A 17,107-nucleotide genomic window follows, 5' to 3' on the forward strand; every position below is an offset into this window, starting at 1 on the left:
AAAGAAACCGCCTTTTTTATTATGTTGGTCGTAGACTAACATAAAACCACCTGCTATGCGGGTGGAATCAAAGGAGCAGTAGCGATAAACAAAAAGAATCCTCTTGGTTAGTATAATGGTAATGACCAATTGCCTTACACCAAATTAAACCAAGGAGGATTCTATCATCAGAACAATGAAGAACGATGATACAAGTAGTTTATCACATACAAGGTGGAACTGCCAATACCACATAGTCTTCACACCAAAGTATCGACGAAAAGCAATCTATGCAAAATTGAGAAGTGATATTGGCAAGTATATTCGACGCCTGTGTGAATACAAAGGCGTGGAAATAGTCGAGGCACATGCAATGTCAGATCATATCCACATGCTCGTCAAAATACCACCCAAACTAGCGGTAAGTTCATTCATGGGGTATTTGAAGGGAAAAAGAAGCTTGATGATTTTTGACGAGCATGCCAATTTGAAATACAACTATGGATCTCGACACTTCTGGTCAGAAGGATACTACGTTTCGACCGTAGGTCTAAACAAGCAAACAGTAGCAAATTATATCAGGAACCAAGAGTTAGATGATCAACTAGCGGATAAGAAGAGCATCAAGGAGTATAAAGACCCGTTTACGGGTAAGTAAGAGTGTCAAAGGCAATTGGGCAAATAGAAAGACCCTCAAATGGGGGTCGCCAGTAATAAAGCCTTGTAGGCGTGTGAGAAAAACCGCGCCTTGAAGACGCGGATTTTTACTAGGTTAATATTAAAAATATAATTTAAGTTATCATTTCACTTGTTATAGTAAGCGTTTTCAATTAATATAGGAGTATAAGAGAATTAGTCAAGGGAGATGACTTTTAAAGAGTGAAAAACTCTTTTATGTCGCCGCCCTTTTTATTTTCTTATAAAAAAGTATGCTTATTAACCAATAGGAGGGTAAAAATGTTTAACAAATCATATTTAAGGCCCACATCGGCAATTGATTACGCAGTAATGAATCTTATAAAGCCAAATAAGGTTTTCATTGCAGTCATGTTGATTGTGACACTTTTTAATGCGTTTGCTTTTGCGATTCCAAATAACAGAGGCAACAACCCACAAGAAACTCCAGTAGAGGTGCAGAATGATTTGAATAACCTCGAAAGTTATGATGTTGATCCGCTGCACGTTCCTATAGATAAAGAAGAAGCAAGCAGACGAAATCAATATGAAAAACATTATAAAAAATTAGATGGTACATTTGAAATGGCTTCATATTCTAGTCCAATTCACTATCTAAAAGATGGTGTTTGGGAAGAAATAGATAATGAACTCATTTTTAATGAAATAGAACACACGTATACAAACAAAGCGAATGAGTTTGAAGTGTCATTCCCAGACACTTTAAATCAATTTTCGCCAATAACTCTTTCAAAAGATAATCAGAAAATTAGCTGGTATCTTGATAGCAGCACTGAATCAAGTAAATCAATTTTAGTAGAACAACAACTTGATGATGATGTATTAGATAAGATATCTTCTCAAATAATGTATGAGAATGTTTTGCCAGGCATTAGCCTTGAGTATATTATTCAAAGTCAAACAATTAAAGAAAATATAATTTTAAGTGAAAAAATTGAAGATTTAGATATTAAATTTAGATTTAAGGTGGAAAATTTAACTTTAACAATTCAAGACAATATCTATACATTTGTTAACATGAATAATGAGTTGGTATATCAATTTGGGGATTTATTTGCTCTTGATTCCAATGGGGATATTACATATTCTGTTGAGATGAATGTTACGACAATTAGTTCTAATGAGTTTATTTTAGAGCTAGATGTTGACAAACAATGGTTAGATCATGCAGAATATCCCGTTAAAATAGATCCAACAATTGAATATATTAATAACATTAGTTATACTTCACCAATTCAAAGTATAACAGTATCGAATGATGGAATGCCAACTAATTATAATAATACGTATAATCGTGTCAGTTGGTCATTAATGGATAATTATTTTGAATTAGAAAGTAGAACTTTAGTAAGATTTCAAGTCCCAAGCACAATTTGGGATAAAGTCATTAATTATGCCCGTTTATCATTTAATGTACAGGATTATGAATCTTCCGTTGGAAGCCAAACAAATCTTTACTATAATGTATTAGATTTTGATAGAAATTCAGTAACTTGGTCAAATAAGCCTCAATATGATTTGGAGGTAATAGATTATCACACCCATGCTAATAAAGCACCAGCAGTATTTGATTTTACTAGCCACCTCAAAAAATATCAAAATTATGGTATAAATACTGAGTGGCTAAGTTTTACTTTGAAATTGGATCAAATAAATAATATCTTACAGCCAAATGTAATAAATCACACCTTATGGATGGACCAATTATATTCAAAAGTTATTTATGGATATTCAGATCCAATCGGACTTAAAGACTATTGGACTTATTCTTCACAAGATATAGGTGATTTAGGAACTGGGTATATTAGTGATTATACAGGTAATTTAACTTGGGTTAGACAAGATTTTTTAGTGAGTAATGAAGTTGTTAATATGCCCCTTAGTTTCTATTATAATTATGCTGGTATTCAATCCAATATTGGATATGGATATGGTGTTAGAACTAATTACAATATGAACCTTGTCAAATCAGGCTCAGTTTACTACCTGGTTAAGCCAGATTTTAGTACAGTGTACTTTCAACCGTTAGGTGAACCAACTTCTACGGAATCAAAATACATTGCTGAAGATGGCTCAAGATTAATTCTCCATGAAATCAAGCAAAATAATACAATTACAGAATTATATATTACAACCCCAAATGATGTCAAATACCATTTCGATAAAACAATAAAAAACCTTAAAAAAGTAGAAAATACAGTAACAGGAAGTTTAATAAATATCACATATAAGAGTGGTTCTAATACGAGAATTTCAGTTGTTTCTGATCAAATTGGAAATAAGTTTGAATTAACATACAATCAAGGAGGAACAGAGTTTTTAAACAAGGTTAGTATGAAGTTACTCTATGGATCCAATTTATGGAACGAAGTGGAATATAAGACATATACATATAATGCTAATTATTTGACACAGGTGAAATCATACTATAATTATGGCTCTACAAATGATCCTGCTTCTACATCAGCTAACGATAACCTAAACTACACGTATTCAAATGGAAGGCTTATATCTGCTTACAGGGGGAATTATGATCAAAGCGTTACATATGCATATACTGGAAACAAGGTTACAGCAGTAAGTGTTAAAGAAAATAATAAAAACATAACAGACTTAACTATTGATTATACATATGGACAAACTGTTTATACAGACCAATATGGCCAAAAAATAACATATCAATTTGATAATTATGGACATACCATTAATATTTTTGACAGTTTATATAATACAGTCTCATATCGTTATAGTGGATTATACACATATTTCACAGCATATTCAAATAACCTTGATGGTGAAGATGAATATGCAAAAAGACACCAATATTACGAAATTGTGAATCTTGAAAAACCGAACTACTATAACAATAACCAATTAATACATCAATCTGTATCATCCAAAGAGTATAATAATCCAATCAGCAATCACGGATTTGAATATGGTTTGGATCATTGGCAATTTGGAAGCGATGCAAATAGTGACGGTGAAATTCAAGTAACCAATCAAGATACAGCACTAGGAAAAAAAGCATTACAGTTAAAGAATAGTTATGGGGTAGTTTATGCTCATCAAGATATCAGTTTAACAACCGGACAATATACATTATCGGGTTATATTAAACAAACTAAGTCTGGTTCAAATACACACATTAAAGTTGAAGGGGCAACTATTATTTCCGAAGATTCATATACAACAAACGTTCTAACATGGAAAAAATATAAGGTGACTTTCAGTGTAACTGGATTGACTCAAATTACAATTAAATTAAATAATGGAACACCTAATTCAATTGCATACTTCGATAACATCTCATTAATAGATGGGTTCACTGATACTAAATATAATGGTGTTGTAAATTCATCATTTGAAAAAAATGTAGGATCAGAATGGAAGACTGAGGGCTATGTTAACAAAGTATCAAATAACACATCAGGAACACTAAAAGAGATTTTAGGAAGTTCAGCATTAAAAATTGATGGAAATGGTTCAAAATTAAGTTATGCAAAACAAGAAATCTTTGTTAAATACGATTTGGGTACTTCGCTTGTTATAAGTGGATGGGGTAAGTCAACGAATGCAGTACCAAATAAGGTTTATTATAATCATCAAACATTGATACCAAGTGAAAAGATAATACAAGATGGTAGATTCTTTGGATTAAAAGTAGAAGTCTTTCCAATAAATAGCACAGCTAAGGTAGAAGATTTTTATATTTCTTTTGATACTCAAGTGAAAGATTGGCAATATCAATCTGCAAATCTTACGATTGATCCTAACAAAGTTCAAGAATTGGCACAACCAGGTAATGTGGAAGCTCTTTCTTACTTCAAGGTTGTCGTCTATTTGATTTATCAAGGAGAAGGATCGGCATATTTTGATAATATTTCTGTAATTCAAGACAATGTTTCCAAAAATCAAAAAAAATATCTTTATGATAATGAAGGAAATATGGAAGCCATTATTTATAGTGATGGCACAAAACAAAGTTTTACTTATGAAAACGATAAAATTTCTCAAATCACTACTGAATATCAAGACCAAGAATACATAACCAACATTACATACCAAAACTCCTTAATTAAATCAATTGAGAAAAACAACGTTATGCAAACCTTCACCTATGATAATGTGACTAAAAAAATCACTAGCATAAGATATGGAGATGTAAATAGCAATTGGTTTAAACACGCAACAAACTATTCAACGGACGGACAATATATATCATCTGTTATAGACGAGTTCGGTAATACAACATCACAATATGTAAATAAAATGATTGGTCTCGTCGAAAGTATACAATATTCAAACAATGGTGGAGTTGAGTTTACATATGACGATTTTGGACGTTTATTCTATAATGTTCAACTTGATGGCTACACAGGTGCAACTGGATTTACAGTGTTTGAATATGATAGCCAAGGTAGATTACAATTTATAAACCCGGAAGTTAATATGAATTCTGGATTCTATTTTGAGTTTGAATATAATGATTTAGATCAAATCACAAATGTCAAATTAGGAAACCAATCAATCGCTAAATATGAATACACTACCAAAACCGGAATAAATAATCAAACTTATTATACCGATTTAATGAAACGACAAATATTTGGAACTAACGAATACTACTCATTTACATATAATGACATGAATTTAATTAAATCCGTTTCGTTTAATGGTTCAGTGAGATATGAATATGAGTATGATAGTAATAATAGACTTTCTGTTTTAAAGGATATCTATAATTCAAACATTTACTTTTATTCTTATGACAGTGATTCCAAACTATTAGCAGTAACGGATAAAGACGGAAATGACATCAAATATAGTTATGATTTATATGGTAATATTGATGGTGTAAATTATGTTGTAAATGGTAATGCTCGAGCCATTCAATATCACTTTAATCATCAAACTGGAGAATACGATTATACATCATACGAAATAGACAACATCACAGCAGTTAACAAACAATATAATTATGATAACGATTCATTACGCAGATTAAATAATGTTGAACTATCGGTTGGTGCAATAAAATATAGACAAAGTTATCAGTATGATACTGCGATATCAAATTACGGTAATTCATCAACTAGAATAGATTCAATTACATACTCAAAAATTCAAGATGATATCACTAATCAAATCTTTACAATTACATACAACTATGATAGTAATCATAATGTAATAGATTATCAAATGATTGAACATGTGGGTAATCAAACTATTTTAGCAGAAAGTCATACGTATACGTATACTGGCTTTGATCAAATTAAAAGTGAGCTTTATCGAATAAATAAGAATGGTCAAACTATGAGTAAGTACCGTGTTTACGAGTATGATTTATTAGGGAACATAACAGCAATTTATGAATTTGACGATATAAGTGACTATTATTATGGCAACATCAATAGATATTGGCTATATTACTATAAGCAAGACAGAAAAGATCAAATTAACCAAATTGACTATTATATCGGAAACAATTATCAAACCTCATATTTCTTTTCATATGATGGTACGGGAAACGTTGAAGGCACATTTGATGGAGCTAATGGCTTAGAAGAGATTTTTTGGGACGGATACAATATATCACATTACTTTGATTGGATTGATAATATTTCTCTGGAATTTAAGTATAATAATCAAGGCAATGTTACATCTAAATTTGGATCAAAGAATGGGGCAACTATATCAACACAATATGTTTATGAAAATGGAAGAATTATTGCTGAAAAAGTTAATGGACAGGTTATTTTGTATGTGTACGACTTAAATGGTCAATTAATTTCAATGAATTATAATGGCAATGAATATTTTTATATTGCAAATGCCCATGGTGATATCATAAAAATTCAAGACATAACGGGTAATATAGTTGTCGAATATTACTATGATACTTGGGGTAGCTTAATATATAAATCAGATACTTCTGGAATAAATCTATCGTCATTGAATCCATTTAGATATAGAGGACATTATTACGACGAAGACTTAGAAATGTACTATATTAATTCTAGACTATATAATCCTAAGTTAGGCAGATTCTACACCATTAATGATTTCAATTATATGGATACATTATCAAATGGTGGAATGAATTTGTATGCCTTTAAACCGGACAACAAAGCAATAACAACTCAAATCAATACTCAAGACCCTAATAATTTATTAGAAAATAATCTTGTTTTTCCTTTCCAAGAAGATTATAAGCCTGCACCAGAATTTATAAATAAAATAATTCAAAGTGGGGAAGTCAGTTCCGGATCAGTCAAAGCCTCATATGCAATTATTTTTTCAAAACTGAACATTGAATCAACAGAAAATTCAATAAGTGTTTTGTTTGCTGTATATAGCGTTAATGGCAATTTTAGTGTCGGTGAACTTGTGAATGCGAATGGATATATTGATATAGGAGTCTTTGAATTTAATGGTGGCATAGATACGAGTGGAATTAAAATCGGTGCTGAAATAACTGCAATTACTGCAGGGGGTTCCGTTGCAGTGGAAATATTGAATATAAATGTTGAAGCTAGCGTTAAGGTAAAAATCTTATCAGTTGGGGGATCTATAAACATGACAGTTGAAGATGGAAAAATTGTTTTTAAAATTTCAGCCAGCGCATTAATTGGTTTTGAATATAATATTTCACTTCAACTTCCAGAAAGAAAAGGCAGAGCACAATAAACGTATTTCTTAATATATTCATATGATTCAAATAAAACATCGAAGAGTCTTGTACATTAAATTGTACAGGACTCTTTTCACTACCCAATAAACTATATGTATTATTCAATGCAATTTTACTTGATTAGCGAGTTACAATCTATCAAATATTTATTTGATAAAAAAGCGTTTTTACGATATAATAATAAGCACATTAAAGAGTGATTTTTTAGATTGCAAAAGGACAAAACATGAATAAAAACTGGATTGGTATTGCGTTTTATATATTATTTATAGCAGTTATCACATATTTCGTCGGAGCATTTACAGAAGCTGAAAAAGCACAAGAATTTTTAGGTGACATAAAGGAAGAAGTTAAAGATAACGATTTGGATTTGATTTCTGCAATGATTGTAGCTAATTATAATGATGGTACAGAAAGTTATATTAAAAAGCAGCCACTATTTGAACAATCATACACTTCATCCAAAGTCAGTCTGACTGTAAAATTTTATGCACTTGTTGAAAAGAATTATAATAAAAAAAGCAATTCGTTATATATATTGATTAAAGACCTTAATTTAAACGTTGATGATTTAAAACAAGATGATTATGGTGATGATATCATAAAAGCGAACATTGAATTTAATCAAGTTGTTACAATTGGACAAACATCAAAATCTGACTTTAATGAGTCTTTTGCAACACTGTATGATAATAAGACGAAAGCATTTATTATCCCATATGGCCAATTATCAGCACCATCAGCGATTGAAATAAAAAGCATTACAATTAAATATGTTTTAATGAATGATATTGAGGTAAATATTCTAGCACTTTCAAATTCATCATTAACTACTATATCCACCAATGATCAATTTGGAGAAGATGCTAACCGTGATATCGTTAATGTCTCAAGTCAAAACATCAAAATTGATGAATCATATCAAAACAATTTAGAGACAAGTGATGAAATTTATTACAATAAGACACATATGGATAGATTACAATCGTATAACACTCTATATATTAAAAATATTCTGATTGAAGTGTTAGTCTTAATCCCCATAACTTATTTACTTTTCTTTTTAAAACCAACAATTGCACACATTAAACAAAAGAAACTTCAAAGAGAAGCAAAAATTCGAAACTATCAAAAAGAACTAGAGAAAAATGAAAAGGAGAATACATAATGAAAAGGATATTATTATCATTCATTATTGCATTAATAGCAGTTGTTTTAGTAGCCTGTAATGGTGATGTAGCATCACCAATTGTTATTTCAAAAGTTTATACAACCACTCGTCAAGCGAACAACTTAATCGAATTATACAACACCTCTGAGGCATCGGTTGATTTAGGTGAATATGCATTTAATTTTTACACAAATGGAGCAAAAGAAGTTTCTCAAACAATCAATCTTTCAGGAACTATCGAAGCTAACTCATATTTTTTAGTTGGTGGTTCTAATCATGGGGTTGCTGAAGTTAAAGAATTAATTGATTTTTCAAATGAAAATGGGTCACTCCCGTTTAACGGAAATGATGTTATTGAATTAACAAAATATGGATCAAGAATTGATATATTTGGTTCTATTGGGTCTGATTTTGATTTTTCAATAAACTCAACCCAAATTAGATTAGGATTATTAACTGATTATCAACCTAATAAAGAATTTAATTTATTTAACTATATTGGATACGCACCAAATCTTTATCAATACTTAAAAAATGATGATCATGAAATCAAAACATTTGAACAATTATATGAGGGTCCAAGACTTGAAGAAAGATTCTTAGAAATGCCATATGTTGATCCAAACAATAGTAATTTAGGTTTTGGTGGTGTTGCAACATCTACAGTTCAAAGCATTGCAGATGGAGATACAGCAACTTTCCAAGCAGTTAATGGCTATCCTGGAGGTTCTATGAGATATTTCTACATCAACACCCCTGAAGTCAATGGGTCTAATGTTGTTGCAGAGCCTTGGGGTTATGTTGCCTCTAAATACAATAAAGAGTATTTATTAAAGGATGGAAATTCAAAATTAATTCAATTGCAATCAATTCCAGGTAATGCCTTACAAGAAGGTTATGGACGAAACTTGGGATTAGTTTGGGTTAATGGACATTTATCACAATTTTTAATTGTAAGAGAGGGTTTATCGGAATCTGATGTTCAAATTAAATATGAAGACTATGATTTTATTCTTACTTACAAAAACGTTCCATATCTAACATTCTTAAAGTTTGCCGAAAATGAAGCTAAGAACAATGGTTGGGGAGCTAAAGGCTATCCAATTAATCCAAATGGTGAAAAATCACCAGATTGGAACTATCAAGCAAATAATGGTGCTGGAGCATTGGCAACAACAAATCCAACTTGGCAACCACATCTACCTCTTCCTTGGTAATAAAATCAATTAGGGTTGTATTCTTAAAAAGAATATTGCCCTTTTCGTTTGTATTTTATTATAAAGTTTGCTATACTGTAATATTCCAAAAAAAGTGAAAGGATTTAAAATGGAACAAACTATATTAGAAAAAATTAAATCATATGACACTATCATCATTCATAGACATAATCGTCCTGATTTTGATGCATATGGATCACAACTTGGTTTGGCATCCTTACTTAAGCTGAATTTCCCTAAAAAGAACGTGTATGTAGTAGGTGATGATTCAAGCTATCCGTACCCTCACCAAATGGATATTATTAGTGATAAAACATATAACGGTGCACTGGCATTTATTCTAGATACATGTGAAATGAACCTTATATCAGACGATAGATATAAATTAGCTAAAGAATTAATTGTAATTGATCACCACTTAAATGAAACAAACCTTAATCCAACGATTATTTATAAAAATGAAAAGTGGATATCATGTTCAAAAATTATCGCAGATCTTGCTATTAAATGGGGTTTCGAGTTTGACAAAGAATCCGCAAGCCATATGCTAGCAGGTATCATTGGTGATTCAGGTCGATATAACTATATTAATAAGGATAATGGGGAACACACATTCTATATTTCATCAGTGCTTATGAGATACGGTGTAGATGTTAAAGAAATTTATGATTATCTTTATATCGAACCACTTGCAAAACGTCAAGCAAGACTCTTATTCTCTGATTTTAAATTATCAGAAAATAATGTAGCTTATCGTTTTAATGACCAAGCATTAATTGAAAAGTCAGGCTTAGATTTCTTCTCAGTATCTCGTGGTATGGTAAATGGTATGGCGGGTATCAAAGAAGTACCAATTTGGGCAAACTTTACAGAAAACGAAGCAGGTGAAGTTGTTGCTGAGTTACGTAGTAGAAACATATCAATTGTTGATATTGCTAAAAAATATGGTGGTGGCGGACATGCGAATGCGTGTGGTGCAACCCTAAAGAGTTTTGATGAAGCAATGTTAATGATTAATGATTTAAACGAAAGGGCAAAACAATGAGCAATATCTTAAATACAATCTATAAAAAGATCAAACAATATCCAAAAATTATCATCTATGGACATATTAGACCTGATGGTGACTGTTATGGTGCACAATTTGGTTTAAAAAATATGATTAAAAATGCATTCCCAGAAAAAGAAGTATTAGTTACTTCACAAATATCAGAATATGTAGCATTCGTTGGAACACCGGATATCATTGTTCCATCTGATCTTCCAGATAGTTTCTATGCTGATGCATTATCAATTGTTGTTGATACAGCAACAGCGGATAGAGTATCTAATCCTAAATATGTTTTAGGTAAAGAAGTGATTAAAATTGACCACCATATCCCAATTGATCAATATGGTGATTATCAATGGGTAGATACATCATTCCCATCATGTGCACAAATGATGGCTTATTTCTCAACTAAATTTAAGAAATTACAAATTACAAAACCAGGGGCGGTTGCAATGTATACTGGTATCCTTACAGATACTGGAAGATTTAAATACCGTGGTGTAACCGAATTAACACACCGTATGGCTGGTATGTTATTAAACCATGGTGCTGATGTTGAAGAAATTGATAAACAACTTTCAATAGAATCACTTGATATGATTCGTTTCAAAGGTTTTGTTTACCAAAACTTTATAACAACCGAAAAAGGCTTCATTTATCTAAAAATTACTGAAGCAATTAGAAAAGAATTCAAACTATCTTATGAAGAAGCAAGTTCAATTGTTAACATATTAGGTGGTATTGAAGGCTTCCCTATTTGGGCAATCTTTATTGAAGATGGTGATTCTATCCGTGTAAGATTACGTTCAAATGGACCAGATATTGATAAAGTTGCTAACCAATTTAGAGGTGGTGGCCACGCTAAAGCAAGTGGTGCAACACTAGAATCTTGGAGTGAACTAGAAGCATTTATTAAAGCAGTAGAAGAAGTTTTATAAGAATAAGGGGGATTTAATATGAATTTTCTTGTAACAATTCCTGAGGGTGCAAGTTTAATTGAATCATTTATGACATTTGATCAATGGTTATTTATGGTCATTATTCCAACCATAATTGTATTTGCAGTCACATTCTATGTTGGACTAGAACGTCAAAACGTAGGTAAAGCAGCTGGTATTTCTGCGCATGTATTGGTAGGTATTGGTGCGATGATGATTGCTATTATGCAACGAATTATGTTATATAATCAAATGGAAATGGGAGCTAATGCAGAAGGACAAAGAGTTATTGCTCAAGTCGTATCAGGTATTGGTTTCATTGGCGCAGGTGTTATTATGAAGGATGGTAATCATATCATCCATGGTATTACAACTGCTGCAACCATCTGGTTTTCTGCAATGTTTGGCTTATTACTAGGTTCGGGATATCTTTATGAAGGTATATTCTTCGGGGTATTCGTAGTATTATTTATTACAATTAGAGATTTAAAACGTGGATTTAATCCATTAAAAGCGAGGGTCACCTCAGCGACTGCTCAATTGAAGCGACGACCAAAAATTGAAGTTATACAAAGTGATGAGATTCTATAATGAAATTTGATACAATTGCTGCTATATCAACCCCAATCGGAACCGCAGGACTATCTGTGATTAGAGTAACGGGCGAGGGTTCGATCGAAGCTATTAATTCTATTTTTAAAGGTAAAGATTTAACTAAAGCAAAGGGGAACACAATACACTATGGTCATATTTTAGACAAAGACGGTTCTGTCGTTGATGAAGTTATGATAAGTGTTTTTCGTGCACCTAAATCTTTTACAAAAGAAGATACAATTGAAGTTTCAACCCATGGTGGTATTTTAATTACACAAAAAGTTTTAGAACGTATTCTAGATTGTGATATTAGACTGGCTGAACCTGGAGAGTTTTCTAAACGTGCTTATTTAAATGGAAGAATTGACTTAATTCAAGCAGAAGCAATTATGGATATCATTCATGCAACAAATGAGAATGCGTTAAAAGTTGCCCACCGTGCACTTTCAAAAAAGACCTCAGGATTAATTGATAACCTAAAGAATAAGGTCTTAACTTTAATTGCTAAAATTGAGGTTAATATTGACTATCCTGAGTATGATGATGCAGAAGTTATGAGTAAAGAAATTATTTACCCTGCAACCATTGATCTCTTAAAAGAAATTGATGATATTCTACTTCATTCAAGAAAAACTCAACTCATTAGAGAGGGCATTAAAACCGTTATTGTAGGTAGACCTAATGTTGGGAAGAGTTCGCTTCTTAATGCGCTTTTAGACGAAGATAGAGCCATTGTGTCGGATATTGCAGGTACAACACGTGACACCATTGATGCGTATGTGAGTTTATCCGGTGCAACACTTCATTTGATCGATACAGCAGGCATTAGAGATGCTAAAGATACGATTGAAAAAATTGGTGTTGAACGTTCTTTAAAAGCAATTAATGAAGCAGACTTAGTTTTACTTGTATTAGACTTATCTCAAACTCTAACCGATGAAGATAAAATGTTACTTGAAGCAACTAAAAATAAAAACAGAATCATCGTAGGTAATAAGAAAGACTTAAAGAGAAATCTGGAAATTGATACTGTGGTTGAAATTTCATCACTTAAAAAAGATGGTCTAGAAAAACTAGAACAAGAAATTTTAATAACACTTCAACTAGATAATTTAAATGATACTGATTTTAACTACTTATCAAATATTCGCCATATCCAAAAACTAAAAGAAGCAAAAGCTTCACTTGAAGCAGTTATTACTTCAATTGGATTAGATATGCCGGTTGATATGTATGCAATTGATTTAACTAAATCCTGGAATCTTTTAGGTGAGATTTTAGGTAATCATTCTTATGGGGATTTACTCACAGAATTATTCAGTAAGTTTTGTTTGGGTAAATAAAGAATTGATATCATATTATATGATATAATAAGTAAACAAAAGCGAAAGAGGGATAAAAAAGACATGAGTTATGTAGCACTTTATAGAACTTATAGACCGAAATTTTTCCGCGATGTCTACGGACAAAAAGTGATTGTTCAAACTCTACAAAATGCGTTGCAATACGAGAAGTTTGGACATGCATATCTTTTTTCTGGACCCCGCGGTACAGGTAAAACCTCAATTGCTAAAATTGTTGCTAAAGCATTAAATTGTGAAAAAGCACCTACCGCTGAACCTTGTGGAGAATGTTCAACATGTCTTGCCATTGATAAAGGATCTATTTCAGATGTTATTGAAATTGATGCTGCATCAAACAATGGTGTCGATGAAATTCGTGATTTAAGAGATAAAGTTAAATATGCACCTTCCGTTGGTAAATATAAAGTATATATCATCGATGAAGTCCATATGTTAACTCAAGCAGCTTTTAACGCTTTACTAAAAACTTTAGAAGAACCACCTAAGTATGTGGTCTTCATCCTTGCAACAACTGAAGTTCATAAAGTACCTGCAACAATCCTTTCTCGTTGCCAACGCTTTGACTTTAAAAATATTGACACAGCTGATATTGAAGCCAACCTTAAAAAGATTATTAATAAAGAGCGTCTATCCATCTCAAATGATGCTATTGCAGCAATTGCACTCACATCAGAAGGTGGTATGCGTGATGCGCTATCCTTACTTGATCAAGTTGTTTCATTTACTAAAGATCAAATTGAAGAAGATGATGTCTATAAAGTATCTGGTGGATTATCAAGAAGATTTATTAATGAACTTTTAAAAATGATTTATCAAAAACAACCTCAAAAAGCATTAGACTTCTTAGCTAAAGTTTTACAAGATGGTAAAGATATCTCAAGAATGGTATCAGACATTATTTTAGCCCTAAGAGATTGTCTACTTGATAAAATTAGAGAAGAAGCTAAATACCCAGATCTTAGAGGAATGAGTACTTCATTAATCTATGCGTATTTAGATATTCTTAATGAACTACAACAATCACTTAAGTTTACAACTTCAAAACGTGCATACTTAGAACTAGCCATCATTAAGATGATGAACTATCAAACAATTGAGTATGTTGAGTTAAATGAAAAGATTGAAAACTTAACCAATGAAGTAAAAGCATTAGAAGAACGTCTTTCAAACCAAAAGATAACGCCTATTGCAGCAAAAGAAACAACTACAACACCAAATAAAAAGACGATTGTTTCAAGTTCAGGGTTAAAACCACTTGTAACGGTTAAAGATATTGAAGAGATTTTAAACAACGGCGATAGAGAAAAGAAAAACTTACTAAAGAGTGGTTGGAAGTCACTAGAAAATTATGATGTGCCACAACTTAAAGGTGTGGCAAGCTTACTGTCAGAAGGTTCTCTAGAAGCTGTTGGTAATAACAAAATGTTAGTTGTTTATGATGATAGTATGACGGCACTTACAATGCTTAAGAAAGAGACTAAAGAAAAAATCCTTAAAATCATCAATGCAAAGACTAAATTAATCGATGATTATCAAGTCATCTTAAGACCTGATTGGTTAGTATTAAAAGATGATTATGCTAACCAATATAATGCAGGCATCAGTAAACCTAAATTAAAAGATACAGACTTACATTTATATGAACAAGATGAAAGCGAAGTGGAGAAAATACAACAAGAAGATCCGCTCGTTGAATTCGCAAAAAACAGTTTTGGTGAAAATATAGTGAAAGTAGAGGAATAATTATGAATCCAAATATGTTAAACAAATTAAAGAAAATGCAAAAACAAATTCAAGATGCACAAGAAGAATTAGAAGCATCAGAATTTACTGGTAAAGCCTCAGGCGTTACCGTAATCATGCAAGGTTCACGTCAAGTGATCGACGTTAAAATCGATAAAGATTTATTAGATGAAGTAGAAATGTTACAAGATGCAGTATTACTTGCAGTAAATGATGCACTTGCTCAAATTGACAAACGCCAAGAAGAAACTATGGGTCAATTCACAGGCGGTATGGGCGGATTTGGCTTCTAATGTATCCAGCAATCATCGCTAAACTCATCAACGATTTCAAAAAGCTTCCTGGTATTGGAGAAAAAACCGCTGAACGTTTAGTTCTACAATTAACATCTTGGGATAAGGTTGATTTAGAATTATTTGGTGCAAACTTGATGGATCTTAAAAACCAAATCAAGTTTTGTAAAACTTGTGGTCTATTAACTGATAGTGAAGAATGTGCGATTTGCCAAAATGAAAATCGTGATCGTAAAACCATTATGGTTGTTAGTGATTCTAAGGATGTGTTTGCATTAGAACAAACAAACACATTTTTTGGACTCTACCATGTACTTGGTGGTTTAGTTGATTTCTCAAAAGGTGTTGAACCAAAGGATTTAAATATTGATGCATTAACAAAACGCCTACCAAATGCAGAGGAAATTATCATTGCAACAAACGGTACAGTTGAAGGCGAACTTACTGCACAGTACTTAAAAACGTTGTATAAAGAATCAGGAATTTCAATCACAAGACTAGGTTATGGACTACCAGTTGGTGCAGAATTGAAGTATGCAGACCAATTAACGCTAATAAAAGCAGTCGAAAACCGTCAAAAGTATTAAAATTGATGTAAATTAGTATTATTTAAAAAAAAGTGTTGCTTTATTAAACACTTTAATATACAATATAAGCGGTTTTTTAGGAGGGTTAAAAATGGCCTTAGAAAATTTAAGCGCGCTATCACTTATTGATATTGTTGAACAAATCTTAAGAAATAGTGCTGAACCAGTTTCCATTTATGATTTAATTGACCAAGCAGCAGCTCTTAAGGGTGTGGATGCAACAAACGTCGATAAGATGACACAATTATATATGGATATTACATTAAGCGGTAAATTTGTTTTTGTTGGCGACGATAAATGGGCATTGAAAGATGGCAATTTAGAGTGGTGGGATAAAGACGGTTACGCATTCATACAACCAGAAGAAATTGAAGAAATCGAAGATGATGAAATTGACTTCTCCGAATTCAATCTAGAAGATTTAGAATCTGAAGAAGAAGTTGAAGATGAAGAAGACGAAGAAGAAGAACTTGATGAAGAAATCATCGAAGAAAAAGAATACGTTGACGTAGGACTTGATTTAGAATCAACTGACGAAGACGATGAAATTGATGACGTTGATCTTGATTTAGATGACGATAGTTACGATGAAGATGACTATAACGACATCATGGATGAATTCGAAGATATGTATGACGAATAAGAGGAGAAATCCTCTTTTTTGTTTAAAATATCACATAAAGTTGAGAACTTAACTTTAGTTTGGTAGAATAAAGAAGGGCACCCATAAAATCAGTCTCCCTCATTTGCAGGGAGATTTTATTTTTTTATTTAAAAAAA

At 31.8% G+C, this 17,107-nt stretch carries 12 protein-coding genes; all 12 read left to right on the forward strand.

The features are described 5' to 3' along the window. Window positions 1-175 precede the first annotated feature (175 nt). The 12 genes from tnpA to rpoE all read left to right on the forward strand — a co-directional run bounded on the left by tnpA (window position 176) and on the right by rpoE (window position 16,970). Entirely contained in the window at window positions 176-637 is a 462-nt protein-coding gene (gene tnpA, locus PG914_RS06635) for an IS200/IS605 family transposase (RefSeq protein WP_488823013.1), read from the forward strand. 299 nt (window positions 638-936) lie between these two features. Beyond that, the gene (locus PG914_RS06640; protein WP_488823015.1) at window positions 937-7,365 is read left to right on the forward strand and encodes an RHS repeat domain-containing protein; all 6,429 of its coding nucleotides are present in this window, start codon (window positions 937-939) and stop codon (window positions 7,363-7,365) included. A 230-nt stretch (window positions 7,366-7,595) separates the two neighbouring features. Continuing rightward, entirely contained in the window at window positions 7,596-8,537 is a 942-nt protein-coding gene (locus PG914_RS06645) for a hypothetical protein (protein WP_488823016.1), read from the forward strand. Then, the gene (locus PG914_RS06650; RefSeq protein ID WP_488823017.1) at window positions 8,537-9,757 is read left to right on the forward strand and encodes a lamin tail domain-containing protein; all 1,221 of its coding nucleotides are present in this window, start codon (window positions 8,537-8,539) and stop codon (window positions 9,755-9,757) included. Before PG914_RS06645 ends, PG914_RS06650 begins: the two co-directional genes overlap by 1 nt. Window positions 9,758-9,866: 109 nt before the next feature. Continuing rightward, on the forward strand, window positions 9,867-10,802 hold the full coding sequence (locus tag PG914_RS06655) for a DHH family phosphoesterase (protein ID WP_488823018.1): 936 nt from the start codon (window positions 9,867-9,869) through the stop codon (window positions 10,800-10,802). Continuing rightward, a complete protein-coding gene (locus tag PG914_RS06660) occupies window positions 10,799-11,746 on the forward strand; it encodes a DHH family phosphoesterase (RefSeq protein ID WP_488823020.1) in 948 nt (315 codons plus the stop codon). The genes PG914_RS06655 and PG914_RS06660 overlap by 4 nt, the downstream gene beginning before the upstream one ends. Window positions 11,747-11,764: 18 nt before the next feature. Next, window positions 11,765-12,337 carry an MgtC/SapB family protein gene (locus PG914_RS06665; RefSeq protein WP_488823021.1) on the forward strand — a complete coding sequence of 191 codons (573 nt, stop codon included), beginning with the start codon at window positions 11,765-11,767 and terminating at the stop codon, window positions 12,335-12,337. After that, window positions 12,337-13,683 (forward strand): tRNA uridine-5-carboxymethylaminomethyl(34) synthesis GTPase MnmE, encoded by a 1,347-nt coding sequence (mnmE, locus tag PG914_RS06670; protein ID WP_488823023.1) that lies wholly within the window; start codon window positions 12,337-12,339, stop codon window positions 13,681-13,683. Before PG914_RS06665 ends, mnmE begins: the two co-directional genes overlap by 1 nt. Window positions 13,684-13,746: 63 nt before the next feature. Next, a complete protein-coding gene (gene dnaX / locus PG914_RS06675) occupies window positions 13,747-15,447 on the forward strand; it encodes a DNA polymerase III subunit gamma/tau (protein ID WP_488823025.1) in 1,701 nt (566 codons plus the stop codon). Window positions 15,448-15,449: 2 nt separating this feature from the next. Then, window positions 15,450-15,740: a YbaB/EbfC family nucleoid-associated protein gene (locus tag PG914_RS06680; RefSeq protein ID WP_488823026.1), complete on the forward strand. Its 291-nt coding sequence runs from the start codon at window positions 15,450-15,452 to the stop codon at window positions 15,738-15,740. Next, on the forward strand, window positions 15,740-16,327 hold the full coding sequence (gene recR / locus PG914_RS06685; RefSeq protein ID WP_488823027.1) for a recombination mediator RecR: 588 nt from the start codon (window positions 15,740-15,742) through the stop codon (window positions 16,325-16,327). Before PG914_RS06680 ends, recR begins: the two co-directional genes overlap by 1 nt. A 91-nt stretch (window positions 16,328-16,418) precedes the next feature. After that, window positions 16,419-16,970, forward strand: a complete 552-nt coding sequence (rpoE, locus tag PG914_RS06690) for a DNA-directed RNA polymerase subunit delta (RefSeq protein WP_488823029.1) — start codon at window positions 16,419-16,421, stop codon at window positions 16,968-16,970. Window positions 16,971-17,107 lie beyond the last annotated feature (137 nt).

The organism is Acholeplasma sp. ORD1043, from assembly GCF_057808485.1.